Raw genomic sequence first — 25,672 nt, 5'->3', positions numbered from 1 at the left:
GACCGTGACGTAGCCCGGCCGTCCCGCGCCCGCCCGGGCGATCCTGACCCGTGCCTTGGGCTTGGCTTGGTCCATCGTCATCCCTCTCGGCGCCTCCTTTTCGCGGGGCGCCGGACGCCCCCGCGCCGACTAGAGGTTCGGGCGAACGGGACGCTACCCGTGTCGGGGAACGGGCGTCAGCGGCGCTGCGTGGCGAAACGCCGGCAGCCGGCCATCCATCAGGACTTGGCGATCTCGCGAAGCAACGTCGGCACGCGCGCCCACGGTTCCGTTGCCTGCTGGTTGTGCAGACGACTGAGCACGTCATTCTGCCCTCCCACGATGAGGATATCCGGCCACCGGGCGCAGAAGGCTTCGACGCAGGCGGGATCGAAATGCCGTCCGCTCTCGGCCCGAATGCAGTCCAAAGCCTCTTCGAACGGCATGGCTCCCTTGTAGGGACGCTGCGTCGTCAGGGCATCGAACACGTCGGCCACGGCAACGATGCGGGCCGACAGCGGGATATCGGTCCCCGCAAGCCCCTGCGGATATCCGCTGCCGTCCCACTTCTCGTGATGCGATTCCGCAATTTCGGCAGCGAGGCTGATCAGCTCGGATGAACTATCGCCGAGAATACGCTTGCCGATCGCGGCATGGGTCCTGACGAGCGAAAATTCCTCCGGATCGAGCCGACCCGGTTTCAACAGCACTCCGTCCGGAATCGCGACCTTGCCGACATCGTGCAGGGGCGCTGCGAGATACAGGTTCCGGCAGACATCCGGCGCGAGGTCGAGGGCCTCGGCCACGATCTGGCTGTAGCGCGCCACGCGCCACGTGTGATCACCGGTGTCGTTGTCACGATATTCGACGGCAAGCGACAGGCGGAAGATGATTTCCTCCTCGCGCTCGCGCAAATGGCGCAGGGCCATCTCCACCTCGCCATCGAGCCACGTGGCCTGCTCTGCCAATTTGCGGACGGCTTGGGCCAGCCGGATGAGGTTGCGCAGCCGGACGGTGAGTTCGATACCGCGCATGGACTTGTCGATGAAGTCGGTCGCACCGGCATCGAGCGCGGCAAGACGCACCGAGTCGGCGACATCGCTGGTCACCATGACGATCGGGACGAGGCTGTAGTGAGGGACCCTTCGCAAGCTTTGGATGAATTCAATCCCATCCATGGCCGGCATGTGGTAATCGACCACGACGAGGTCGAAGGCGCGCATGCTCGCCTCCAGCAGCCCCGCGGCCGGATCGGCATTGTCCGTCACCGTCACGTCGGGCTCAGCCTCCAGAAGGCCGCGCAGGCGCAGGCGCATGGTCGCGCTGTCATCGACCAGAAGTGCGTCCATCCTCGGATCTCCTAATCGGAACGCGAGATTGCAGAGCCTCGATGCAAAGCATCACGTACAATTTTCATGTCGGCAGGCACGCACGGACCAACGCATAGCCATCAAATGGTAAAAAATTTCAACAACTTCATCCGTCCGCAGTCGTCCAACGGTCACTGCTTACGAAATTTGTGTTTCAGTATTCTCATGTATTATTTTCATGATTTATCATAAATATAAATTTCCTATTTTCATTAGACCAATGAAATAAAAATAGAGAACCCGGTTCGCATACAACGAGTGCGCTGACGCGGATCTAGCCTACGAGCGCCGTGTCCGGAGCAAGTCGAACGCTCTGTTAGCATGCCGCAGACGCTCTGGGATCGCGGTTCCATTGCCATCCGCACCGCAGGCGGCCGCGATGTTATCGCGACCGGACACGGTCGGCTCGAAGTTGAACGGCGGGCGATCCTGAGATCGTTGGAGGACGTGGCATCGGTGTGCCGTACCCCGATATCTGGACTCCGATGATATCCGAACGGATGACGGCTGCCCGGCACACGCGGCCTGACGCTTTGATCGGCAAGCGCCTGTGGCCACCTGCCCGACGTCCCGCACAGCTTCGATATCGACCGACCGCACGCCGCCGCCCGGCCGGGCACGCCCTGCCTCGGCTACGACCGGCCGCCGGAACGACGATCTCGGTTTGCCGCGTCGTGATCGCCCGGCATCGCCACGGATGAGCTTTGGTGCGGAAAGCCGCCGATCCGCGCCGCCGGGTTCGGTCGCCCTGCGATTGATGTGGCGATGGCAAACGTCGCCAGGGTCGAGATGAGGAGAATCTGTATGACCGGCCTATCGACAACCGCTCGCACTCCAAGATCATCGCCACTTACATTCTAATAAATACCAGAATCTCGACCACGTAAATTTTTTCTTCAGCACTATAAAACAGGATTATATTCTAGAATCACAATGGATATAATAATATAAAAGATCTACATATGCCATAAATTACTGTAAATGACCCTGAAACACGCCAGGAAGACGAGCGCCGTTCGGCGCCGACTCACAGGGCGGCCGGTCCGGTGATCGCCTCCGCATCACAAGCTACAACGAGCTGATCCTCACGAAATGATCCCGGATTTCTCTTCGCCGGATCTCTCGCGCCGGACGATCCTCGGTGCTCTGCTCGGCGTCGGCCGTGCGGATCGCCTCGATCGGCGGGGCCGTCAAGGAAATCCTATGGCGCCTCGGTGCGGGACTGCGGATCGTGATGTCGAACGAGGGAAACTCCCCCGCCGCAGACACCGTCTTCGTCGAGGGCACGGCGCTCGCGCCGTCGGGCGAGCGCAGCTTCGCCGGCGCTGTCGTGCAGGACGAGATCCGCTACAGTTCCTGGCTGCGGTTGATCGGCGCGCTACGCTACGACCATGACGACCTCTCGGGGGACGGCTTCCGCTCCAGCAGCCTCCATCTCTACGGCGCCTCTGCCGAGGGTTGCCGCGCGCCCTCGATCACCGAGACGCTGGTGCAGGGCATCCACCCGTTCCCGGCCTTTGGCATCCGGCCGAACCCGAACCTGCGCCCGGAGACCGCCCACAACATCGAGTGCAGCGTCAATCTGAAGTATAACGATGTGCTCCTGCCCGGCGACGTGTTCCGGGCCAAGCTCAACGTCTTCCACAACACGGTGGACGAATTCATCGGCATTCAGTCGGTCGGGCCGACCTTCTTCGTGCCCGCGCTCGCCGGCATTCCCGCCTCGATCTGCGCCCGCATTCCCGGGCGCTTCCCCTGTGTCATCCCGGTGCGCGACTTTCAGTATCGGAACATCGCCCAGGCCGAACGGCGGGGTGTCGAACTGGAGGGCGCCAACGAGTGGGGCGCCGGCTTCGTCACGCTCGCCGCAACGCATACGGACGGGCGCGACCGGGCGACGGGGGAAACGCTCGTCACCGTCCCGCCGAACCGCCTCGGCACCACGATGCGCCTGCGCATCCTCGACGGTAACCTCACGGTGGCGAGCCACTTCACCTTCGTCGAGGCGCGGACCGACCTGCCGGCCGGCACCGCCATCCTCGCCACCGAGGACTACGGCCTCGTCGACTTCTTCGGGTCCGACATCGTCAACGACAGGGTGAGAGCGGATTTCGTTCGGCAGAACGCATTCTATAAGCGCTACACGCAATACCTCAACGCCTTGCCGAACCCAAGCCTGACAGCCAAGGCCGCGATCAGCATCAAGTTCGCGACGCATTGAGGCGTGGCCGCAAGCGGTTCGGCCGGTCGTTCGGCGCTTTTGCACAACGGCCTCTCGAGGTCACCGGCGAGGATCGCCGATGTCGGGGGGGTTCAACCAAGCTTGACGAACTTGGCTTTGCCTTGGAACGACCAGGGCCCTTTCACGCCAGATTCGGCGCAGAAGGCGTCCACCGCTCGCGTCACGCCGGGAAAGCTTCCTCCGAGACGGTCGTAATCGTCGGCGATGAACAGGCCGCCGGGCCGCAACACCGGCCACCATGCCCGGAGGTCGGCGGCGACGGATGCTTCTTCGTGGCCGGCATCGAGATGGATCACGTCGGCGGTCACGCCGCGCAGGCGCATCAGCTCGGCGGCATTCACCGAGTCGAGCGGCAGCGGCACCACCCGGTCGGCAAGCCCTTCGTGCAGAACATTGGCCAGGAAGGTGCGGTAAAGGCTGGGAAAGCCGTGTTCGGTGGCGAGCTCGGCGAAAAGGCGCTCGTCCATCCAGTGATCGACGGCACCGAGCCAGGTATCGACCGCGACGATGGTGCCGTCGATCCCGTGCTCCGCCATCGTACGAGCGAGGTAGAGCGCGCTCGCTCCCTTCCAGGTTCCGATCTCGACGACCACGCCGGGACGGTGCCGGATCACCGCTTCCTCCAGATACGGGTGAACGCTGCGCCAGCCCTGAAGATCGAGGGGCCTCAGGGTGTCCGGGGGATCGGCGAAGGGATCGCGGCCGTGCCAGAGGGCGGCGATGATGTCCGGTCGGGTCATGTCTTCGGCTCGGAAGAGAGGCGGGGATCAACAGGAGGCAGGGTTCAACCGGCGCGGGCCGCTGCGTAGAGGGACTCGCAGCGGTCGAGCCACCGATCGCGGGTGAACAAGCGGTGGACCCGCGCACGCGGCACCGTGCGTGGGATCGTCAGCGCCGTGCCGATCGCCCGTGACAGGGCAGCGTCGTCCTCGGGCGGAACGAGACAGCCAGCCTCACCGACGACTTCCGCAGCCGCGCCCCTGGCGAAGCCGGCCACCGGCAGGCCGCAGGCCATCGCCTCGACCGCCACCAGCCCGAACGGCTCGTCCCAGCACGGCGTGAACAGGAAGACGGAGGCGCGGCCGATCTCCCGCGCCAGCGCCGGGCTACCAAGATGGCCGCCGTAGCGGATCGGGCCGCCAATGAGTGGCGCGACCTGCGTCTCCCAGTATTCCGGCTCCTCGATCGGACCGAACAGGGTGACGGGCAGGCCGGCCTTCCGGGCGGCTCGAACGGCGAGATGCGTCCCCTTGATCGGCGCGATGCGTCCGCACCAGACGGCGCTGCCGTCGCCGTCCGCCTGAAAGGGCCACGACGCCGGATCGATCCCGTTGTGCAGGACCGAGACCTCGGGCGGCGGCCCGTCCGGCCACCAAGCCCGCGCCTGCGCCTGCGAGGTCACGGTGATCCGGTGACCGGGGGCGACACTGTCGTGCACCCACCAGCGCAAGGCGTCATAGGGCGGTACGTGCAGCGAGGTCACCGTCGGCACGGCGGCCGTGCGGTGGCGCTCAAGGGGCAGACGGCTGAGGCTGTTGTTGTGCAGCACGTCGAAGCCGCCGGTCGCAATACGGTCGCAGGCGGCGGCGTAGCCCGCGTCGACATGCGCCTTCAGTCCTGAGTCGCCCCGATGCTCCAGCCCCGGAAAGCTCCGCTCGTGATGAACCGGGATCACCGGGTCGATTGAAAAGCGCGGGTCGCTGTCGCCGGCCGCGAACAGCGCAACCTCGTGGCCGCGCGCCGTCAGCCCGTCGGCGAGGTGCCAGGTATAGGCTTCCAGGCCGCCGGCGAAGGGCGGGGCGATCGGGTGGCGCAGATGAGCGAGGAGCGCGATCCTCACGCCGTCACCGGCACGGAGCCCGGCGGCACGTCCCGTTCGCGTGCGCGGGCCTCCAGATGCCGGATGACCGAGGCGGAGTTGGTATAGGGCTGGTGGCTCTGCTGCCCGGTGAGCGCGAGATCCTCGGCGTCGGGCCGGCGCAGGATGCGGATCGGCTGCTCGGGCGTGTCGTCGATCAGGCCCATCACCTTGAAGGCGTGGAGCCAGTGCCCCATGGTGCGGTAGCCCCACTTGGCCTCGAACAGCTCGGCGTTGCGCACCACGCTGTCGAGATGGTGGATCGGGGGCATGTGGTGCGGGTGGTACTGGTGATAGGCGAGCGCGCCCTTCATCCAGGCGATGGGAAGGCCGCACTGGTCGAGGATCTTGCCGAAATCGGTATCCTCGCCGCCATAGCCGGTATAGCGCTCGTCGAAACCGCCGACGGCCTGGAATGTCGCCCGCCGGATCGCGAAGTTGAGCGACCAGAAGCAGCGGTAATCATTGCAGATCTCGATGCCCGCAGCCGGCGGACCGCGGCGGTCGGAATGCTTTTCCGCGACCGCTGCGAGGTCGGCGTAATGCCAGTCGCCCGCGGTGGCGTGCTCGGGCAGGTGCAGCACCTCGCCCATCAACAGACCGTCGAGTTCGGACAGCGCCTGGGCGTAGTCGGCCACGAGGTCGGGTGCGGGGATGCAATCGACGTCGAGGAAGACGATGTTCTCTCCGCTTGCCGCCGCCACGCCGCGGTTGCGCGCGGCCGCGAGTGGCAGTTCCGAGCCCGATACCAGGATCTGGCGAACCGGGAAGGCGCTCTCGGGCAGGTCGTAGGGCGCGTCCTGCATCACGGCGATGACGAATTCGGCGGGCGGCCGCGTCTGGCGTTCCAGCCCGAGGAGAACGTTGCGCAGATGGGCGGGCCGTCCTTTGGCAATAGTCACGACGGAAACGGTGGACATGCGGGGGGACAGGCTCCGGCAATCGGGGATGTGGATCGGAAGGGGTCGCTCAGCCGGCGACGACGCGCAGCGGGACCGCGTCCGGTTCGTGGCCGGCCGATCCGCCCTGCCAGAGCGCGTCGGTCAGCCCTTCGAGCCAGCCGGCGGTGCGCGTGGCCGCGTCCGGTGCGTAGAGGCTGCGCAGGACGGTCCCGTCGAGGCTGCGGGCGCGGTCGAGAAGATCGCGCCATCCGTGAAAGTCGCCGGGCCAATGGGGCGCCTGAACGGCGGCGCCGAGGCGGACCAAAGCCTCGGCCTTGCGGGTCTGCTCGCCGAAATAGCGCCATTCCGGCATGACGATCAGGCGCCCCGCCACGCGCGCGACTTCGTGCACCGTGTTGTCGCCGGCCGAGGCGACCACGATGTCGGCCGCCGCGAGATAGTCGGTGACCGACGGCACCCAGCCGAGTTCGCACAGGTTGGCGAAGTCGGTCTCATGGCCCTCGCGGTGGGTCGGCCCCAAAGTCAGCCAGAGTGCGTCGGGCGCGGCGCGGGCGGCGACCGTCAGCGGCGCGAAGGGCGTACCGCTTCCCCCGCCGCCGGTGACCGCGACGACGATCTCGCGCTGCGGGTCGAGGCCGAGCCGGGCCCGCGCCTCGGCGCGATCCGGCACGCGATCGACGCTGGTGCAGAGACCGCCGCTATAGAAGGTCTTTCCGCGCAGATGCGCCGGGTAGTCGTCCTGCTCCAGCCGCTCGTCGAAGGGGGCGAGCATGCCGACGCAGGCCTCGTAGGCGCCGATATGGGCGATGTCGTTGCGGTCGCCATGCATGCGGATCTGGACCGCGGGGACGCTGGCGATGCGCGCGAGCATCGCGATCTCCGCCGACACGTCCACCACGAACAGACCGACCGCGCGCTCGTCGAGATGGTCGAGGATCTGGCGCATGGTGCGACGCATTTCGGCGAGCCCCAGCGGCACGCAGTGCATCACCGGCGGCGTCGGCTCCGCGTAGAGGCGCGGGGTCGGAACTGCCGCGCCGATCATGTTCGGCAGTGTCACGATCTCGATGTCGCGGGAAAATCCCTCGAACAGGTGCGGGCCGGCGGTCAGCACCGAGACCGGACGGTCGTGGGCGAACTCGGCGGCCACCGCCATGGTGCGGTTGGCATGGCCCCGGCCCTGATGATGGACAAAGAACGCGATGGGTTTCTTCATGGCGCGTGATTTCGAGGCTCGGATCGGGAGAAATCGAAGGCGTCGGGCTAGGAGAAGAGGGCCTGGGGCCGCAGGGCAGCGGCGATCTCGGGCGCGCTCGGCTGGCGCAGGACGCGGATCGCCGCGGCCTCGGCATCCCAGGCGATCAATCCGGCCGCGCGGAACTGTTCGAGCCAGTAGGTCATGCACCAGCGCCCGTGCCGCGCGTGGAAGCGCGTCGCGTTGGCGAGGATCGACGCAAAGTGCTGGAGCGGCGGCACGTGGACCGGGTGGTGCTGGTGATAGGCCCGCGCGCCCGCGACCCAGAAGGTCGGTAGCCCGGACGCCGCGAGGCGCGCGGCGAGATCCGTCTCCTCACCGCCATAGCCGATGTAACGCTCGTCCATTCCGCCGACCGCGCGCCACGCCGCGGCGGGCAGGGCGAAGGACAGGCCCCAGAGCTGCCCTGCATCGGGCTCCCGCCGCAGTCCGGTCTCGGGCAGGGGAGGACGGGCCGGATGAGCGCGGCCGAGCCGGTCGAGCGCGGCGGGATCGGGAGCCGTGCCGCCCGCGATTGCATCCGGCGGCAGGTAGAGGACGTCACCGAGGAACAGGCCCCGCTCGGAGGCCGCGGCGTCCGCATAGGCGGCCACCAGGGTCGGACCCGGAATGCAATCTACGTCGAGGAAGACGAGGAGATCTCCGGAGACCGCAGCCGCCGCCCGGTTGCGCGCGGCGGCAAGCGGCATCGGCTCGCCGGGCACGTGGAGGTGGCGCACCGGGCAGCCGGGATCGGGCAGGTCGGGCGCCGGTTCCGGCTGCATCCAGGCAATCACCAGCTCGCGCGGGCGCACGGTCTGGCGAGCAAGCCCGCGCATGAGGTTGCGCAGGCGGTCGGCCCGGCCGCGGACCAGGGTGAGCACGCTCGCCGGGGGAGGGGGAACCGCGGCGCCGGTCACGTCGATGCGCCGGAGCGGAGCTTACGATGCATAGGCCAGGGTCCGGCGAAAATGCAGGACGCCCTCGATGATGCCGCGGGCATGCGAGGTGCGGGCGACGTAGGAGTGCTTGAGCGCGGCGTTGCTGGCGAGGCCGTCGGAATAGTTCGCGACGATGATCGCCTGCGTCCGGGCGCGCAGCATTTCGACATCGTTGCCGGAATCACCGGCCACGAACACAGCCTGCTCGGGCAAGCCGTAGAGGGCGCGGACGTGATCGACCGCCGTCCCCTTCGAGGCCGTCGCGGGCAGGACATCGAGGTAGCGGCCGTGGCTGTGGATCACGCTCGCCGGAAGACCCGCCTGCACGAGGCCATCGCGCACCCGATGCGCCGTCGCCTCATCGCTGAAGAAGCTCAGCTTATGCGCGCGTTGCTCGAGGGGGCCCTGCGGGGCGAGCCCGTCGAGACGGCCCAGAGCTGCGCCGACCGCCTCGCGATCCCAAGCGTCCGAGATTGCCTCACGCCACGCGGTATCGGCCGTGTAGGTCACGCCATTGGCGTCGAGATGGTAGATCTCGGAGCCGACCGAGGTGATCATCACCTGCGGTCGCGGGCTCGCCTGCTGCTCCAGCACCGCCATGGCGCTGTGAAAGGAGCGGCCGGTGGCGACGCCGAAGGCCAGCCCGGTTTGGCGGCTGCGCCAGCGCCGGAACGTCGCCAGCGCGGATTCGCATCCCACGAGCGTGTTGTCGATATCGCAGATCAGGAGTTGGCGCGGGGTCCGCAGGGGCGGATTCCGCGCGAGCAGCGCGCCGAGCAGGGCGTGATAGCGTGCCGCGTGCCGGTCCCAATCATAGGCCGCCGCTGCGCGGGCGCCGCCAGCGACGCAACGCGCGCGGAAGGGGGCATCGGTGAGGATGTGCAGGCAGGCGGCGGCGATCGTCGCGGGCGCACGCGGATCGACGAGCAGCCCGTTGCCGCAGGTCTCGACGATGTCGTTGGGGCCGCCGCTGTCGGTGGCCACCAGCGGCAGGCCAGCGGCGGACGCTTCCAGAAGCGTCAGCCCGAACGGCTCGTTGAGCGCCGGATTGACGAAGACGCCGCCGCGCTCCCGCGCATAGGCGTAGATCGCCGGCACGTCCTCCGGGCGGTGTGTCTTGGGATAGGCGACGCGGCCGTAGAGGTCGTAACGATCGATGAGCACAAGCAGGTCGCGCATGGTCGCGGCCATGTCGCCGTCGAGCCGGTCGATGTCGTCGCGGGTGCCGGCGACGATGACGAGGTTGGCCCGTGCCTGGAGATCCGGGCTCTCGCCATAGGCCTCTACCAGGGCCGCCAGATTCTTGCGTGCCACCGGCCGGGCCAGCGCCAGCACGGCCGGCTTGCCGGGATCGCGCAGGAACCGGTCGATCGCCGCGTCGATCCGGGGATGCGGGCGGCTCTGCGCGAAGCGGGCGAGATCGCTGCCCGGCGGCAGGATGCGGGCGCGGCCGGGATCATAGGCGGCATAGCCGGCATATTGCACCTCGGCCTCATCGCGCGACGAAGCGATAACGAGGCTCGCCCGCGCCAGGGCCGCCTCCTCGGTGGCGATCCGGCGCGAGAGTTCGGGGTCGTTCTCCGCGCCGTCTCCGATTACGGCCGCCTTCACCCGCCCGAGCGAATGGGCCGTGAACACGAAGGGGATGCCGAGCCGGTCCTCGACGATCCCGGCGACCGCGGCCGCATCCGCGTAATGCGCGTGGATGATGTCGGGCGCGCGGGGCTGCCGGCCGATCCAGGCGATGAGATTCTCGGCGAAGCTCTCGACTTCGCCGTGCATCGCCTCCTTCGAACGGTAGCCCGGTGACGCGCTTGCGAGCCGCACGAGCACGACCTTGTCCGAGACCCGCTCTTCGGGCACGGCGTAGTCGGGGCCGGGCGGGCCCTCGAACCGGCGCGTCGCCATCACGATCCGCGCGATTCGCGCGTCCTGGGCCGAGGCGCCGACCAGATCGAGCAGGTATCGGATATGCCCGCCGGTGTCGGAGGTGAGGCCGTACACGACATCACGGCCGCGTAGGCAACCTTGCAGGGCAATGTGAAGGACGAACATCAGGCGTTCGTCGTGACGATTCGATCCAGGCCGATTGTATTGAGTAAGGTGCAACACGTGATCCGCGTCGCCCAAGTCGCTCCGAACATTTTCCCCGTTCCCCCCGAACACCATGGCGGCACCGAGAGGATCGTGCACGATCTGTCCGTGGCGCTGCGAAGCTTAGGTATAGACGTAACGCTGTTCGCCTCATCGGACAGTGCGACAGACTTGCCGCGCGTCGGCGATCACCCGAGCCTCGCGGCTCTGGAACGTCGGAACCGGCAGGTCCCCCCCGGGGTTCCGGCGGCGCTCGACGCCCTGCAACTGGAGGCCCTGCGCCTGCGGCTCGACAGGTTCGATATCGTTCATTGCCATGGCGAGTTCGCCCACGCGGCCCTGCTGGGCCCACGCCGGCGCCAGAGCCTGACGACGGTGCACTGGCGCGTGGACGAACTCGACCGGGCGCTGTTCTTCGCAGGCTTCCCCGATCTGCCCGTCGCGGCGATCTCGGCGGCGCAGGAGGCCGGCATCCCGGTCCCGAACCGGGCGGGCGTCGTGCACCATGGCATTGCCGCGGAACGCTACGCGTTCCGGCCCGAGCCCGGCGCGCACGTCGCCTTCGTCGGCCGGATGACCGACCAGAAGCGCCCGGACACCGCAATCCGCGTCGCCCGCGCCGCCGGCCTGCCGATCCGGCTCGGCGGCACGATCGACGTTGGCAATCCGGACTATTTCGAGCGGAGCGTGCGCCCCCTGCTCGGGCCCGACGCCACTTATCTCGGGCCCGTCGACGATCGGGCGAAAGGCGATCTGCTCGGAGGCGCCCGGGCGCTGCTGTTCCCGATCGATTGGCCCGAGCCGTTCGGCCTCGTGATGATCGAGGCGATGGCCTGCGGCACGCCGGTCATCGCCTGGAATCGCGGCTCGGTCCCCGAGATCGTCGAGGAGGGCGTGACGGGCTTCGTCGTCGCCTCGGAGGCCGAAGCGGTCGCGGCGCTGGCCCGGATCGGGCAGCTCGACCGCGCGGTGGTGCGCCGCCGCTTCGAGGAGCGGTTCACCGCCGAGCGCATGGCGCGCGATTACATCGCCCTCTACCGCCGTCTGCTCGCCGCCTGATGCGCACCGCACTTCTGGCCTGGGACTATCCTCCGGCGCCGAGCGGCCTCTCGACAGCGGCGCGCGAGATCGCCGAAAGTCTCGCCGCGGCTGGCGCCGAGGTGACCGTCTTCACCCTCGACCGCACCGGCCGCGAACGGGTCGGCGGCGTCACGGTTAAAGGACTCGCGCTGCCACCCGGCGGCGGTCTGGCGCGGCTACGCCTGTGGGGCTCGGTCGGGCATCTGGCCGCGCCGCTCGCGTTCCGGCGGGCGGTCCTGGCCGCCCATGCCCGAGCGCCCTTCGATGTGATCGAGGCGACGAACTGGTACGCGCCCGCCGTGCTGCTCGCCCGCCGCCGCGACCTACCGCTGGTGACGCGCAGCTCGACCCCGGCCGCGTTCACCCGAGGGCCCGGCCCCGGCCTGCGAGACCGCCTCGACGGCCGCACGGCCGATGCGCTGGAGCGTGCCCAGGCACGTGGCAGCGCCGGCCTCATCGCCAACACGGCCGAGCACGGGGCGGTGATCGCGCGGGCCTATCGCCTTTCAGGGCGGCAACCCTCCGCCGTCATCGGCCTCAGCCTGCCGCCGGAGATTCTGAGCAGCGCCCGCGCCGCTGCCTATCCGGAGACGGATGCCCCCGTGCGCCTGCTCTTCGTCGGGCGAGCGGAGGCGCGCAAAGGGTTTGACGCACTGCTCGGCGCAATCACGATCCTCGCCGCGGAGCAGGCGGCGGGCGCCGTGCCGCCCTTCCGGCTCGACCTCGTCGGGGTGCCGCCGGACGACCTGCCGCCGGATCTGCCCGACGCGGCGCGGCAGCGCATCTCTGCCCGCGGCCGGATCGGTGCGGCGGCACTGGCACAGGCCTATGCGGACGCCCATGCGGTGCTTGCGCCATCGCGCTACGAGAGCTTCGGCCTCGTCTACCAGGAGGCCATGGCCTATGGCCGGCCGGTGGTGGCCTGTGCCGAGGATGCGAGCGCCCGCGCCTTCGTCGGCGCGTCCGGGGCGGGCCCTCTGGCGCGGGCCGCCACGGAGCCGGCGCTCGCGGATGCCCTGCGTCCGCTCCTCCGCGATCCCGGCCTGCGCCGCGCCTACCGCATGCGGGCTCTGGCGGCGGCCGGGCGCTTCGACAGGGCGAGCCTCGGGCGCGACACCCTCGCGCTCTACGAGGCAGCGATTGCTGCGGCAGAACACGGGTGACCGGCCGTGCCGACGAAATTCAGTCGCGGTACGGCCGCAGCAGCGCATCCTCCTCTTCCGGGCGGCCACGGCCGGGATCGAGGGCCTCGTAGCGGCGTGAGCGACCCGCGACATGGGCACGGCTCAGGCGATGCTCGATCCCGCCGTGGAGGCTGATGAAGCTCTCGGGCCAGCCGCCGGCGAGCTGCGGCCGCTCGTGCACCCGGCCGGCGTAGCGGACGTCGTTGCGGTTCAACCGGTACTGCACGTCCGGGTAGACATCCGAGAGGACGCCATCGACGCGGTTGAACCGCGGCAGACCGATCGAGCGGACTGCATCGGCCCCGGCCAGTGCGGCGAGTGCGGGCAGGAGGCGGCCGGTCGCCGGATCGAGCGTCTCGTCGGCGTCGAGCTGCAGCATCCAGGCATGGCGAGCCAGGGCCTGGAGCGCGTTGCGCTGCGCGGCGAAGTTGCCTTCCAGCGGCCGGGCGGTCACGCGCACCGCCCCCGCCGGAAACCCGGCGACCGACACCGCGCCGGGCGGGGTGACGTCGGAATCCAGCAGGATTGCGATGTCGTCGGTCCAGCCCACTTGCGCCGGCAGGCTCGTGAGGACCGCATCGAGCTCGGACTGACGGCAGAGCAGGCCGAGCGAGACGGGACGTCCTTCCGAGGCGTCGAGGGTGTAGAGGGCGGCACGCGCGGCGTGCCCGTCATGGGGATGGCGCAGGGCTGCACGGCCCTCGGCGTCGAGCGGGCGGACGCCGCGTCCAAGCCCGGTGGCAGCGCTGCGGAGGGTGTAGAGGTCGAGCCCGTAGGTCGCGTCCGGATCGGATACGAACACCTGCGCCGCGAGAGCCTCGGCCAGATGCGCGCGACAGCGGGATGCGTCCGCCCCGCCTTCGAGCAGGACGCCGCAGGAGGCGCAGGCGAGCGGAAACAGCCGCCGCCGCCCATCCGGGTAGATCAGGTGCCGCGTGCTCGGCGCGACCATGTCGGCCGCGCAGACGAAGCATCGGCGCATGGTCATCACTGCGGCATCCTCGAATCCCGGCGAAACTCTGGTTGCGCCGGGCCGGCGCCTTACCTTCGCTGTTCCGCGACCTTTCAAACCCCGAGCCCCTGCCGCAAGTGCCCGCCGATTTCGATCGTCCCGAAGCAGAACGCTTGACTTTGCCCCCCACTGCGTCCCTGGCGATCGTCGGCAATGCGCCGGAAATCGGCGCAGCGGCGGGTGTGATCGATGAAGCGGACTGCGTCGTGCGCTTCAACAACGCGGAGGGGTTCGGTCGCCGCACCGGCTCGCGGGTCACCCACCTCGCCCTGGTGAATCGCGGCGGGCAGATGCGGGAATGGCTGGCGGACCGGGCTTTTCTCGAGCGCCCGGTGGTCCGGGCGGCGCAGGCCTTCATCCTGCCGTTCCCGATGCTGCCGGCGGAAGAGAACGGCCCCGAGCCGATCTGCTGGACTCGCGAAGCCTTGGCGCTGTTACGCCCCACCGGCCGCCCGATCCACATCCTCTCCGAGGACCTGCACAACCGGGCGCGGTCTGTGCTGGAGCCCCGCACGGCCGGGCGCCCGAACCCGAGCACCGGCTTCCTCGTGACGCTTGCGCTCCTGAACGACCGCCCCCTCGCAGCCGATCCGGCGCAGGCCTACGGCTTCGGGTTCGCGGGCTGGCCCGGACATCCCTGGGCCGCCGAGCGCGCGTGGTTCGCTGAAGCCCAGGCGGCCGGGCGTGTGCGCCTGCACCCTCTCGCAGAATGATCCGCTTGTCATGTCCACGCTGATCACGGTGCTGAAGAGCGGCGGCCGCTACGACGCGTTCTGGGTCGAGCGACTGGCCCGCGGCGTGCGCCGCCACGCACCGGCCTTCGAGCGGATCCTCTGCCTCACTGACCTGCCGCTCGATGTCGCGGGCGTCGAGCGCGTGCCCCTGCGCCACGCCTGGCCGGCCTGGTGGGCGAAGATGGAGGCGTTCCGCCCCGGTCTCACCGAGGGCACGACGCTGCTCTGCGACCTCGACACCGTCTTCACCGGCCCGGCCGACGCCCTGGCCGAGCCCGGCCTCGCGGCGATGGAGGACTACTTTCACAAGGGCCGCCTTTCCAGCGCGCTCCTGCGCTGGACCGGGGACGAACTCGCCAGGCTCTACGAGCGCTTCTCGGCCGAGCCTGAGCGCTGGATGACGGCCGGGTCCTGCGGTCCAGTCCCCAACGCCGTGCACGGCGATCAGGTCGTCATCGACCATCTGCTGCGCGAGGCAGGGTCACGCCCGAACTTCTTCCAAGACATCGCGCCGGACCTGCTCGACTTCTACGATCCCCGGCGCGCCGCTCACGGCCCTGTCGTGATCTTCATCGGGGAATCCAAGCCGGACACCGTCCGCGGACCGGTCCACGAGGCCTGGGCCGGCGCTTGAGGCGTGCAGCTCGGCCCGGACGGCGCTCCAGCTGTGGTGACAGCCGATCGGCGTCTGGCAAATGGCGATCCTTCTTCCATCATCAGCAACAGCAGGCCGCCGAGAGAGACGTGAACGCTCACCGCTCGGCCGGACCAGAATCCGGGGGCCCCTCGATGATCCCTTCCGCCGCGCCGGCGTTGATTGGTTCGTGTGATGTGGCGGGAGGACACGAGCCATGACGAAGCTTTTCATCGCCCGGGTGCGCAATGCTGGCGGTGAGCGCCCGCTCGTGACCGTGCGGGCCGCGGCCGAAGGCGAAGCGCGCCTGTTCGTCGAGGCAGCCTATCCGGAGGACGAGATCGTCGAGATTGCGGAACCCGGCGAATGGGTGAGCGACAGCGACACGGGTACGAAGAACGGCGACGTGCGCGAGCATCCGGGCACCGCGTGGCAGGCGCCGACGAGCCGGGCGTAGCGCCCGGCCATGTCCTGCCTGCCCGAGGATGTACGCGCCCTCGCGCTGATGCTGCCGGAAACGGTCGAGGGGGCGCATCAGGGCCATCCGGATTACCGGGTCGGCGGGCGGATCTTCGCGACGCTCTGGACCGATGAGGCGCGGGTGGTCGTGCGGCTGACGCCCGAGGCGCAAGCCCTGTGGCTGGAGGCCGAACCGGACGCGTTCGAGCCCGTGCCGGGCGCCTGGGGCGCGCGTGGCTGGACGAGCCTCGAACTCGACCTTGCCGAAGAGGAGACCTTGCGCGGCGCGTTGCTGACCGCTTGGCGGATCGTGGCGCCGCCCGGTCTCGTTGCCCGCTATGAGGGTCTCGCGCTCGATCCGTGAGTGCCGGTCAGCTTCTCAGCCCCGGCGCTTCCTGTCCGGTGCTCGCCACGTATTCCGAGTAGCCCCCACCATATTGGCGGATCCCGTCCCCGGAGACTTCGAGCACCCGGTTCGAGAGGGCTGCCAGGAAATGCCGATCGTGGCTGACGAACAGCATCGTGCCCTCGAAACCCGCCAGCGCGTTGATCAACATTTCCTTGGTGGCGATGTCGAGGTGGTTGGTCGGCTCGTCGAGGACGAGGAAATTCGGCGGGTCGTAGAGCATCTTGGCCATCACCAGCCGCGCCTTCTCGCCGCCGGACAGCACGCGGCAGGGCTTCTCCACATCGTCGCCGGAGAAGCCGAAGCAGCCGGCCAGCGCCCGCAGCGAGCCCTGGCCGGCCTGCGGGAACGTGCTCTCCAGATCCTCGAACACGGTCAGGTCGCCGTCGAGCAGGTCCATGGCGTGCTGGGCGAAATAGCCGAGCTTGACGCTGCCGCCGACGGCAACCGTGCCGGAATCGGGCTGCGCCGTGCCCGTGATGAGCTTCAGGAGCGTCGATTTCCCGGCGCCGTTGATGCCCATCACGCACCAGCGCTCCTTGCGGCGGATCGCGAAGTCGAGGCCTTCGTAGATGATGCGGCTGCCGTAGCGCTTGTGCACGCCCTTGAGCATCGCGACGTCGTCGCCCGAGCGCGGCGCCGGCTGGAACTCGAAGGCGACGGTCTGGCGGCGGCGCGGCGGCTCGACCCGCTCGATCTTGTCGAGCTTCTTCACCCGGCTCTGGACCTGCGCGGCGTGGCTGGCGCGGGCCTTGAAGCGCTCGATGAACTTGATCTCCTTGGCGAGCATCGCCTGCTGGCGCTCGAACTGCGCCTGCTGATGCTGCTCGTTCAGCGCCCGCTGCTGCTCGTAGAAGCCGTAATCACCGGAATAGGTGGTGAGCGTGCCGCCATCGATCTCGATGACCTTGGAAACGATGCGGTTCATGAACTCGCGATCGTGCGAGGTCATCAGCAGCGCGCCGTCATAGCCCTTGAGGAAGGCTTCGAGCCAGATCAGGCTTTCGAGGTCGAGGTGGTTGCTCGGCTCGTCGAGCAGCATCACGTCGGGGCGCATCAGGAGGATGCGGGCGAGCGCCACGCGCATCTTCCAGCCGCCCGAGAGCCGGCCGACATCGCCGTCCATCATCTCCTGGGAGAAGCCGAGACCGGCCAAAACCTCGTAGGCGCGTCCTTCGAGCGCGTAGCCGTCGAGTTCCTCGAAGCGCGCCTGCACCTCGCCGTAGCGCTCGATGAGCGCCTCCATCTCGTCGCCCCGGTCGGGATCGGCGAGACCGGCCTCCAGCTCCTTCAGTTCGGCCGCGACGACGCTGACCGGGCCCGCGCCGTCCATCACCTCGGCGACCACCGTGCGTCCGGCCATCTCGCCGACATCCTGGCTGAAATAGCCGATGGTGATGCCGCGCTCGGAGGAGACCTGCCCTTCGTCGGGCTGCTCCTGTCCGGTCATCATCCGGAAGAGGGTGGTCTTGCCGGCGCCGTTCGGGCCGACGAGGCCCGCCTTCTCACCCTTCTGAAGGGCGGCGGACGCCTCGATGAAGACGATCTGACGACCGTTCTGCTTGCCGATCTTGTCGAGGCGAATCATGCGTCCGCGAGGCCTGATTGGTAATTTGGGGGCTGTGTGCCGGTGAAGGAGCGCCCGCGCCTTACGCCAAGGGCGCAGCGAGCGGAAGCGGAGCGGCTTCAGGGCAGATCCGCTTCCTGCGACCGAGGAGTTTTCGGCTGCCTGCGCCTGACAGACCAGGGCGGGCAGAGAAGCGATGAAATCGTACTCTGTGAAGCAAATCTGGCTGCAGCAACGTCGATAGAACTACCGACCTTATGATAACATAGGTTGTTGCTGGCTAAATTTGCCAAATCGCGCTCAGAGTTGCAGCTTATTAACCGCGCCTGCCTCACATTATTGTGATCCGAGGCGGCCAGGGCTGCGCGCGGATGCTTTTTGACGGTCCCCGGGACGCGAACAGATGCGCTGGTTCACAAATCTCAAGATCATCGGAAAACTCGCCATTCCGGTGGCGCTGGTCGCCCTGGTCGCGGCCGGCATCGTCGGTCTGGCGCGTGACACGCTCGGCCAGTTGCAGCGCGGGACGCAGGACGTCGTCGATGTGCGCGCGGCTCGGGTCATCACCGCAATGCAGACCGCGCTCGCCATCGACGAAGCCGTGATCAGCGAGAAGAACATCATCATCGAGACCGACGCCTCGATCCTGTCGGCGCAGCATACGCAATTCGAGGAAGCGCGGGCGCGGGCGTTTGCCGGCGCAGACCACCTGATCGCCATCGCGGATACCGACGCGCGTCGGACGATGCTGACCGAGGTCAAAGCGACGATTTCCGGCTTCTTCACGACGGTCGAGCGTTCGATCGCTCTGGGGCTGAAGAATCAGAAGGAGCAGGCGGCCAAGGTCTCTTCGGAAGAGGTGCGCCCGGTCCGGACAAAGGCGATCGAGGCGATCCAGAAGCGCATTGCGGCGAATATCAGCGATCTCGAGGTTGCCAAACGGCAGGCCGCCGATGTCGGCACGTCCGCGGCCCTCGCCCTGACGGTCATCGCGGTCGCCGGCCTGCTGCTGGCCTTCGGGCTGCTTGGGGTGATCGTGATCGTGGGGGTCGTGCGCCCCATCGGCCGGCTCGTGCGCGTGCTTCAGCGGATGGCCGAAGGCGAGGTCGAGACCGAGATCGCCGAAGCGCGCCGTGGCGACGAGATCGGCGCCGTCGCCCGCGCCGTCGAAGCCATCAAGGCGCTCGTGGCGCGCAAGGCCGCCGAGCAGGCGGAACTGAAGCGCGTGGCGGATGAAGCCGCTGCGATCGAGCGCCGCCGCACCATGATCGAGTTGGCCGACGGCTTCGAGCGTGCCGTCGGCGGTGTCGTCGGGATGGTGTCGTCCTCCGCCACCGAGCTACAGGCCACCGCTCAGCAGATGACCGCGACCGCGACCGAGACCGCCAGCCAATCGACCACCGTCGCGGCCGCGGCGGAGGAGGCGGCCTCCAATGTCGGCACCGTGGCCGCCGCCGCGGAGGAACTTGGTGCCTCGGTCCACGAGATCGGCCGGCAGGTCGGTGCGTCGGCGGACATGGCGCAGCGCGCTGTCGGCGAGGCGGACCACAGCGCCGCCCTCATCCATGAATTGAGCCAGGCCGCCGCGCGGATCGGTGACGTGGTGAACCTCATCGCCACCATCGCCAGCCAGACCAACCTGCTCGCGCTCAACGCCACCATCGAGGCGGCGCGGGCAGGGGAGGCGGGGCGTGGCTTTGCCGTGGTCGCGAGCGAGGTAAAGGAACTCGCCGCGCAGACCTCGCGGGCGACGGAAGAGATTTCCGGGCAGATCGCGCATATCCAGGGCGCCACCGGTCAGGCGGTGACGGCGATCGGCGGCATTACCGGACGCATCCGCGAGATCAACGCGGTGGCGACGACGATTGCCGCCGCCGTGGAGGAGCAGGGCGCCGCGACCCAGGAGATCGTGCGCAACGTCTCCCAGGCGGCCGCGGGCGCGGGCGAAGTCACCAGCAACATCGCGGGCGTGGCGCAGGCATCGGAGGAAACCGGAGCCGCCGCCACACAGGTTCTGGCCTCGGCCTCCGAGCTGTCGCAGCAATCCGAACATCTGCGGGCGGAAGTCGCACGCTTCCTCGCGACGGTGCGCGCGGCCTAAAGCATCGTCCCGAAAGCCGGCAACCACCTTTCGGGACGATGCTCCAAGCCGGACCCCGCACGAATTGAAAAAGGGGACGCCTCGCGGCGTCCCCTTTTTTCGTTCGTCGAGCGGGTTTCGAAAGAAGCCACCGAGCGCCGGAACCCCCGATCGGATGGTGCCTCAGCCCGGTACCTTCTTATGAGTCACGGCAGCGGCCACTTCGTCAGGCCGGACCTCGTCGCCGCTCACCGCGCCCGAAAGCGCTGCGGCGTGGAGGGCCAGTACGGGCACGAAGACGAGCGCCATCATCAGCGCCACAACGAGCACTACGCTGCCGTTACCGCCGGATTTCGCCGCGCGAGAGCGCGCACGGCGGGAAATGACATTGGAGTCAGTCATGGCTCACCTTTTTGTCGGACCAGCCGCCAAGGCCGGTCGCGGGTGAGCCGGATCAGACGATCAGGCGCAGAACACGCGGGTGGCCGAAGGCGGCGTGGTCGATCGACTACTGTCGTCGGGCATTGGGGTCGGAAGTTCCTGTGGAGCCGCGCATCGCGCGCACGGCGACGATGAGCAGACAACGCGCGCTTGCAGGATCGGTTCGATCCCGTCAAGTCCGAACGTCGTTGCGCGTCGTGAATGTGCGCGGTCGTCGCGGTTCGACATCATCGGCGATCGGCGGCGGACCTGCGCGAACGCGTGCGGTGCAACGCGCGTTGGAACACCATGTCGAACGACACGATCATCTGGACGCAGGGCGGCATCGCCGAGGTGCCTCTGCAACGCTTTACTGGCCGAATCGGCGCGATCGAGGTCGCCACCGTCGAGTATGACGGGTCGAACCGCCTCTGGACGTGGTGGAGCCCGCTCGCCGAGGACATCTGGGGCCATGCGCAGGAGCCGGATGGAGCCAAGCAGGCGGCCGAACTCTGGCTGCGCGGCTGGCTCGAGAATTTCCGGCCTTTCTTCGAGGCGGGCCGCTGACGGCATCAGGCGGCGACCGGCGCCGCGTCCCGGCTGCGCCACATGTAGCGGGCGAGGATCGAGCGGTACGGCGCGAACTGCGCGGCCACCGCGACCGTTTCTTCTGTCCCCGTGAGCCGTCGCAGGACGCCGACCGCGGCCACGTCGCCGACGGGCCAGATATCCGGATCGAGACAGTGGAAGATGCCGGCCATGTCGGCCGTCCACGGCCCGACCCCGCGGATACGGCACAGGACCGCCGAGCGCTCGGCATGCGGGTACGTCGCGAGTTCCGGGCCGAGCAGACCGGCCTCCTCCGCCTCGCGGATGGCGTGGAGCGCCCGCACCTTGTTCGCCGAGACGCCGCAGCCGCGCAAGAGAACCTCGGTGCCTGGAACGAACAGATCGCGCGGCGTCCCGTCCTGGGCCGCGGCGGCCGCCTCGATCCGGGTCCAGATCGAGAGGGCGGCCTTCGTCGAGAGTTGCTGGTTGACGACCTCGACGAACAGGCGCTCGGCAAGGCTCGCATGTGCGGGCGGCGCGATCTCGATCAGGCCGATTGCCGCGATGGCGGCTCGCAACGGCTCCGCGACCGTGGCGGCCGTTCCGAGCATCCTTTCGTAGATCTGTGCGTCGAGCATCTTCTTCCTGGGGCGACGATGACCACGGCCGGGAAACGCCCGGCATGGTCCGCCGCTCCGTCTTCCTGCCTCCGCGTCTCGTCCGCAGTGGCCGCGCGGCCCCTTGATCAGAAGCGCGTGGTCAGCGCTGTCAGCCAATCCGGCGAGGCGTCGACCAGGGAGGTTTCGAGCGCCCGATCATAGCCCGACAGAATCAGGGCACCGGTGGCGACAAGGATCACGCCGAGCGCGAGCTTGAGCCCCTTGCCGAGGCTCATCATCCGCGCGCGCCAACGGATCAGCACCTCGCGCGACAGCATCCCGAGGGCGATGAGGGGGAGGGCGGCCCCGAATCCGAACACCAGCATGGTGACCGCCACACCGCCGAGGTCGCGCCCCTGGGCAGCCAGCAGGGAGGCCGCGCCGAGGGTCGGACCGACGCAGGGGCTCCATACGGCACCGAGGAGGAGGCCGACGGCGAACTGTCCCGCCAGCCCGGCGGTCGAAACCCCGCCGAATCGCTGCTCCGCCCAGTTGCTCAACGGCCCGGCCGCGACGGCGAACCGACTCTGCGCCGCCGGTACGATCAGGATGATGCCGAGCAGCACCAGCAGTACCGCCCCGATGGCGCGAAACCGGTCGCCATCGAGGCCGAGCGCGAACCCGATCGTCGCGATGAACAGCCCGATTGCGACGAAGGAGAGCGCCAGACCGGCAGCGAGCACCAAGGGTCCGAGGCGATGCTCCGCGACCGCCGCGCCGAGCACCAGCGGAAGCAGCGGCAGCACGCAGGGCGACAGCACCGAGAGGAGGCCGGCGAGGAAGGCGAGGCCGAGATGGCTGGCCATGGTGCGGCTCGAAACCCTTCCCCGAAACGTCCGCAGTCACACGCCGTCCGGATCGCCTCGGCCGGGTGCCCTCGTCTCCCAGCTTTCTGTACAGGCGAACGCCGTGCCCCGCATCGGCCGGCCGCCTTCCCTTGGTGCCGCATCCCAGGCGGCCCTCTGTCTTCGCCGCCGGTCGCTCCGCGCGCCCTGCCATAGCACGCCGCTCAACCGTGCCCGGCTCACCTGGGCCCATGCATCGGCGCGGACGCATTCCCACGGAGCAGCTCGCGGCCGGCATAGAGGCCGCCGACGACCTGCAGGTCGAGGCGCTCCGCGTCGCGCCGGCGATCCTCGGCCATGATCTCGCCGGCCGCGTCCGGGTCGGCCCCGATCGTCAGCAGCGCCTGCTCACCCAGCGCGAAGGCGGATTCGAGCGTCTCGCGGATCTGGTAGGCGACGCCCGCCTCGATCAGTTCCACTGCGTGCTCGCGGTCACGGGTGTGTTTAGGCGTCCAATTCTGGTTCATCCGCACTTTCGGTGCTGGCGAGACTCCGTTCGGCCAAGCTCTACGGGTCGACTTCAGGCGGCATGGAGGACACGCTGGCGCAGAAGATCGAACTTCGCGCAGCCGTACATGCTCCGCTTGATCCGTTTGAGCGGGTTGACCTGTCCCTCGACGGGGCCGCTGCTGCAGGGCTCGACGATGGCCGCGCGTACGGCAGCCTCGTCCTGCCGGAGCCCGGTGACGAAGCCGCTGAGATCGGTCTTGCCTGCGGCCTCGAGCCAAGGCGTCAGTCCTGCCGGATCTCCTTTGCGCAGGCGATCGGCGAAGGCCCGCACATTCTCGACGGCTTGCCTGAGCTTCGGGGCAGCGACGCAGAGTGCGTCGGAGAAGGCGCGATCCTCCGGCAGCAGCGTCGCCGGATCGCCGGTCAGCCATCGGGTGATGCGCCGTGTCGAGGGGATCCGAGCGGACGCCGGTCTGACCGACGCCCCTGATCGCTGTCGCGCAGCCCAGCGTCGGACGATGTCGTAGCCGCCCGTGAAGCCCTGGGCGCGCAGTTCGCGATGAAGAACGGTCGCGCTGCGCTTGCCCTCCTGCCAACATGTGTCGACGAAGGGGAGATGACGGTCGAGCCGGCTCGGACCTGGGGCTCGGCGGTAGGGCCTGAACCGGCCGGCTCGAACCCAGCGGCGCACGGTGTTGCGGGATGCGCCGATACGGCGGGCGATCTCTTTGGTCGGCATTCCTTCGCCGTGAAAGCGCAAGGCTGTCTCGCAGCGGTCCCGCCGTGGGTTATGCACCTCCGACGTTGGCGCGCTCTCCGTCGTATGGCGGCCATCGGAGGAGGCGTGCACGAGGCGATGCGCCACGTCCCGGATCTCGGACTGGTGCCGCTCGACGATGCCGCGCAGCGCCTCGGAAGCATTGACCAACAGGTGCCAGCGATCCACGACCTGCGTCGCCGTCGGTGCTCCCGTGCGCGCGGCCTCGGCCTAGGGTCCCGAACGGTCACGGCTGACGACGGTCACGCTCGGATGGGCGGTGAGCCAGTCCCGCACCGGTGCCGACGAGCGGCCGGGCAACAGTTCGATGACGCGCCGCCGCTCCAGGTCGCACACGATGGTGCCGTTGGACCGGCCGCGCCGCCACGCCCAATCGTCGATGCCGACCACCCGCGGCGGCGGAGACGGTACGGTCCCGCGACGACGGATCAGGCGCAGGACGGTGTCGCCGCTGACAGGCATGGCCAGCCGCCGCGACAACCGCGCGCCGGCCTCACCACCCAGCACCATGTCGATGTCGGCCTGCGCCTCGGCCAACCGGTCGCTGCGGCGCGCCTTGCGCGCACCCACCCCCGGCACGCGTTCGGCAAAGATCCGCCCCGGGCAATAGCCGCAGCCGAAGCGGCGCACCTGCACCCGCCACGTCACCGACCGGTCCTGCCAGGGCAGGTCCTTGAACGTCCGCCAATACCTGCCGTGCACCCACACTGAGGCACGCCCGCAGACCCGACAGGACGCCTGGGCCGCCGTGGTCCGGGCGGTGATCAGCAGCCCCGTTCCATCCAGCGTCAGGTCATCGACGTGCAGGCCGTCCGGGACCGACGGCATCGACGGGTTCGAGATCGGCATCGCGCTGCCCTCGGGCCACCATGCGAATCAACGCCCAAACCACCGCTCAGCATCGAAAGTGCGGAAGAACCCTTATTCCACGCCTAAACACAGCCCAACCTGGCTGAGGGTGAGACCGAACAGGTCCGACAAGGCCGCCATGCAGCCGCTCGTAGGACAGCACCTTGAAAGTCTTGAGATACGTCGCCACAGCATGCAGCCGCGGGCCGAACGGCGTGCCGCGCGCCGCAGGTCGGGCATTGCACAACGAGTCGCCGATGCTGGGTGACGACCGGCGCCACCTCCGGCAACTTGATCCGCTCGGAGACGCTGACGCATTCGGCGGAAAGATCGCCGTGCAGGGCTCCACCGCAGCACGCGCAGCGGTCGGGCCGATGCTCGACGACCGCGTCGGGATTGTCGCTCATCACCCGGCTATGGTCCTCGTGGGCCCTCGTGCCCGGGTTTGGCCCCGCCGGGCTTGGATTGCTCGCGCCGCTCCTTGCGCTCGGTCGCTGGCGGCTTCGAGGACGTGCGCGAGGTCTTCTCTGGACGCTGCAGCCGCAGCACCAGCGCGATCAGTGCCTCGCGGCTCAATCGCTCAAGATCGCTGCGACCCATCCATTGAGGGAATCAGCGAAACCCGACCCGCGCAGGGGGGGGAATTTCTTATGTGTGGCTGTATAATTGTGGCATGCGCCCACAATCAGACTCGACATGCAGTTCTCTGTAAAAATGGAGGTTCAAATGGACAGTCATGATGATATGAATTTTAGCGAGGCAGATAGGCTTGCCGAGGAACTACATAGGCAGTGGGAAATATACGAAGAAAAAATATCAAATATGGAAGAGCTGGACTTAGGGTTGATTAGATACGGATTGGCGAATCAATTTGATGTAATCGTCGCAGAAGCCTTGGACTGCATAATAACACTCGACGCTATAGATGAATTTACAGATGAGATTTTGTTTTTAGTAAAAAATAACAAATCTTGGATAATAAAAGGAAGACTTCGACTTTGTATTGCGTTATCTAAAAAAAATATCTTCGAAGAATCAAAGATGCATTTGGCCAAAAATCGAGATTCTTATTACAGAATTTGGGAATCAGCTGCTATATACATTGAAACTCATGGTGAGAAATTTTTGGAGAAGCTTATAAGTGTGGCAAATTCAAATTCAAAAAATTTAAGGCATCGCTCCCTCGCAAATTCGCTATTAAAATTTATACATGAAAAAGAGACAAAATGCTTATAGAATGGTAATTTCATAAAATATAATTAGGTAAAAGTCAATAATTTATTTTGCTGGTGGAAATTTACAGTAAATATATCATGTATAGTTTATGATTAAAAAATTTCTTGAAT

22 protein-coding genes and 3 pseudogenes are annotated in these 25,672 nt (G+C 67.7%); 10 read left to right on the top strand and 15 right to left on the bottom strand.

Going from position 1 to position 25,672, the window contains the following annotated elements; all coding sequences use genetic code 11:
- Positions 1-218: 218 nt before the first annotated feature.
- Complete coding sequence (locus E4V01_RS24000) at positions 219-1,328, bottom strand: HD domain-containing phosphohydrolase (protein ID WP_135300092.1); 1,110 nt, start codon at positions 1,326-1,328, stop codon at positions 219-221.
- A gap of 1,162 nt (positions 1,329-2,490) precedes the next feature.
- Here E4V01_RS24000 and E4V01_RS23995 point away from each other — a divergent pair.
- On the top strand, positions 2,491-3,570 hold the full coding sequence (locus tag E4V01_RS23995; RefSeq protein WP_245517685.1) for a TonB-dependent receptor domain-containing protein: 1,080 nt from the start codon (positions 2,491-2,493) through the stop codon (positions 3,568-3,570).
- Between the two features lie 92 nt (positions 3,571-3,662).
- Here the strand turns inward: E4V01_RS23995 and E4V01_RS23990 are convergent, their stop codons facing one another.
- The 6 genes from E4V01_RS23990 to E4V01_RS23965 are packed head-to-tail and all read right to left on the bottom strand — an operon-like array spanning position 3,663 to position 10,581.
- Positions 3,663-4,331 carry a class I SAM-dependent methyltransferase gene (locus E4V01_RS23990; RefSeq protein ID WP_060768166.1) on the bottom strand — a complete coding sequence of 223 codons (669 nt, stop codon included), beginning with the start codon at positions 4,329-4,331 and terminating at the stop codon, positions 3,663-3,665.
- Positions 4,332-4,375: 44 nt separating this feature from the next.
- The gene (locus E4V01_RS23985) at positions 4,376-5,431 is read right to left on the bottom strand and encodes a glycosyltransferase family 4 protein (protein WP_135300091.1); all 1,056 of its coding nucleotides are present in this window, start codon (positions 5,429-5,431) and stop codon (positions 4,376-4,378) included.
- Positions 5,428-6,369 (bottom strand): glycosyltransferase family 2 protein, encoded by a 942-nt coding sequence (locus tag E4V01_RS23980; protein WP_135300090.1) that lies wholly within the window; start codon positions 6,367-6,369, stop codon positions 5,428-5,430. Before E4V01_RS23980 ends, E4V01_RS23985 begins: the two co-directional genes overlap by 4 nt.
- 49 nt (positions 6,370-6,418) lie before the next feature.
- Entirely contained in the window at positions 6,419-7,567 is a 1,149-nt protein-coding gene (locus E4V01_RS23975; RefSeq protein ID WP_135300089.1) for a glycosyltransferase, read from the bottom strand.
- 47 nt (positions 7,568-7,614) lie between these two features.
- Complete coding sequence (locus E4V01_RS23970) at positions 7,615-8,505, bottom strand: glycosyltransferase family 2 protein (RefSeq protein WP_193763290.1); 891 nt, start codon at positions 8,503-8,505, stop codon at positions 7,615-7,617.
- Between the two features lie 21 nt (positions 8,506-8,526).
- Entirely contained in the window at positions 8,527-10,581 is a 2,055-nt protein-coding gene (locus tag E4V01_RS23965) for an HAD-IIB family hydrolase (RefSeq protein ID WP_135300088.1), read from the bottom strand.
- A gap of 57 nt (positions 10,582-10,638) precedes the next feature.
- On the opposite strand from E4V01_RS23965, the gene E4V01_RS23960 reads away from it, so the two are divergent.
- Both E4V01_RS23960 and E4V01_RS23955 read left to right on the top strand, forming a co-directional pair.
- Positions 10,639-11,679 carry a glycosyltransferase family 4 protein gene (locus tag E4V01_RS23960; protein ID WP_135300093.1) on the top strand — a complete coding sequence of 347 codons (1,041 nt, stop codon included), beginning with the start codon at positions 10,639-10,641 and terminating at the stop codon, positions 11,677-11,679.
- Positions 11,679-12,863, top strand: coding sequence for a glycosyltransferase family 4 protein (locus E4V01_RS23955; protein ID WP_135300087.1), 1,185 nt, complete (start codon positions 11,679-11,681; stop codon positions 12,861-12,863). Before E4V01_RS23960 ends, E4V01_RS23955 begins: the two co-directional genes overlap by 1 nt.
- Positions 12,864-12,882: 19 nt before the next feature.
- Here the strand turns inward: E4V01_RS23955 and E4V01_RS23950 are convergent, their stop codons facing one another.
- Positions 12,883-13,866, bottom strand: coding sequence for a hypothetical protein (locus E4V01_RS23950; RefSeq protein ID WP_193763291.1), 984 nt, complete (start codon positions 13,864-13,866; stop codon positions 12,883-12,885).
- Positions 13,867-13,973: 107 nt separating this feature from the next.
- Here E4V01_RS23950 and E4V01_RS23945 point away from each other — a divergent pair, with 107 nt between their 5' ends.
- The 4 genes from E4V01_RS23945 (at position 13,974) to E4V01_RS23930 (ending at position 16,087) form a co-directional block, all read left to right on the top strand.
- Positions 13,974-14,609 (top strand): hypothetical protein, encoded by a 636-nt coding sequence (locus E4V01_RS23945; RefSeq protein ID WP_135300085.1) that lies wholly within the window; start codon positions 13,974-13,976, stop codon positions 14,607-14,609.
- Between the two features lie 10 nt (positions 14,610-14,619).
- Complete coding sequence (locus tag E4V01_RS23940; protein ID WP_135300084.1) at positions 14,620-15,264, top strand: hypothetical protein; 645 nt, start codon at positions 14,620-14,622, stop codon at positions 15,262-15,264.
- Positions 15,265-15,481: 217 nt separating this feature from the next.
- Positions 15,482-15,721, top strand: coding sequence for a hypothetical protein (locus E4V01_RS23935; protein ID WP_135300083.1), 240 nt, complete (start codon positions 15,482-15,484; stop codon positions 15,719-15,721).
- Positions 15,722-15,730: 9 nt separating this feature from the next.
- Positions 15,731-16,087 carry an MmcQ/YjbR family DNA-binding protein gene (locus E4V01_RS23930; RefSeq protein WP_012605294.1) on the top strand — a complete coding sequence of 119 codons (357 nt, stop codon included), beginning with the start codon at positions 15,731-15,733 and terminating at the stop codon, positions 16,085-16,087.
- Positions 16,088-16,094: 7 nt separating this feature from the next.
- On the opposite strand, the gene E4V01_RS23925 is transcribed toward E4V01_RS23930, so the two are convergent.
- Positions 16,095-17,717 carry an ABC-F family ATP-binding cassette domain-containing protein gene (locus E4V01_RS23925; RefSeq protein ID WP_060768153.1) on the bottom strand — a complete coding sequence of 541 codons (1,623 nt, stop codon included), beginning with the start codon at positions 17,715-17,717 and terminating at the stop codon, positions 16,095-16,097.
- A gap of 382 nt (positions 17,718-18,099) precedes the next feature.
- On the opposite strand from E4V01_RS23925, the gene E4V01_RS23920 reads away from it, so the two are divergent.
- Positions 18,100-19,797 carry a methyl-accepting chemotaxis protein gene (locus tag E4V01_RS23920; protein WP_135300082.1) on the top strand — a complete coding sequence of 566 codons (1,698 nt, stop codon included), beginning with the start codon at positions 18,100-18,102 and terminating at the stop codon, positions 19,795-19,797.
- Between the two features lie 162 nt (positions 19,798-19,959).
- Here the strand turns inward: E4V01_RS23920 and E4V01_RS23915 are convergent, their stop codons facing one another.
- Positions 19,960-20,178 (bottom strand): hypothetical protein, encoded by a 219-nt coding sequence (locus tag E4V01_RS23915; protein WP_060768151.1) that lies wholly within the window; start codon positions 20,176-20,178, stop codon positions 19,960-19,962.
- 327 nt (positions 20,179-20,505) lie between these two features.
- Between E4V01_RS23915 and E4V01_RS23910 the strand changes: the two genes are divergently transcribed.
- Positions 20,506-20,763: a hypothetical protein gene (locus E4V01_RS23910; RefSeq protein WP_060772092.1), complete on the top strand. Its 258-nt coding sequence runs from the start codon at positions 20,506-20,508 to the stop codon at positions 20,761-20,763.
- A gap of 5 nt (positions 20,764-20,768) precedes the next feature.
- Here the strand turns inward: E4V01_RS23910 and E4V01_RS23905 are convergent, their stop codons facing one another.
- The 5 genes and pseudogenes from E4V01_RS23905 to E4V01_RS23885 all read right to left on the bottom strand — a co-directional run.
- The gene (locus tag E4V01_RS23905) at positions 20,769-21,383 is read right to left on the bottom strand and encodes a DNA-3-methyladenine glycosylase (protein WP_060768150.1); all 615 of its coding nucleotides are present in this window, start codon (positions 21,381-21,383) and stop codon (positions 20,769-20,771) included.
- Positions 21,384-21,490: 107 nt separating this feature from the next.
- The gene (locus tag E4V01_RS23900) at positions 21,491-22,210 is read right to left on the bottom strand and encodes a cytochrome c biogenesis CcdA family protein (protein WP_135300081.1); all 720 of its coding nucleotides are present in this window, start codon (positions 22,208-22,210) and stop codon (positions 21,491-21,493) included.
- Positions 22,211-22,428: 218 nt separating this feature from the next.
- A pseudogene (locus tag E4V01_RS23895) lies at positions 22,429-22,686 on the bottom strand (potassium transporter); the annotation flags it as partial.
- A gap of 83 nt (positions 22,687-22,769) precedes the next feature.
- Positions 22,770-24,305: pseudogene (locus E4V01_RS23890) on the bottom strand (ISL3 family transposase).
- Positions 24,306-24,416: 111 nt separating this feature from the next.
- A pseudogene (locus E4V01_RS23885) lies at positions 24,417-24,926 on the bottom strand (IS66 family transposase zinc-finger binding domain-containing protein); the annotation flags it as partial.
- Between the two features lie 96 nt (positions 24,927-25,022).
- Between E4V01_RS23885 and E4V01_RS23880 the strand changes: the two are divergent.
- Positions 25,023-25,562 carry a hypothetical protein gene (locus tag E4V01_RS23880; protein ID WP_153227059.1) on the top strand — a complete coding sequence of 180 codons (540 nt, stop codon included), beginning with the start codon at positions 25,023-25,025 and terminating at the stop codon, positions 25,560-25,562.
- Positions 25,563-25,672 lie beyond the last annotated feature (110 nt).

The sequence above is a fragment of the Methylorubrum sp. Q1 genome (assembly GCF_004683995.1).
Classification (GTDB): domain Bacteria; phylum Pseudomonadota; class Alphaproteobacteria; order Rhizobiales; family Beijerinckiaceae; genus Methylobacterium.
This window is presented reverse-complemented; position numbering and strand designations above follow the sequence as displayed.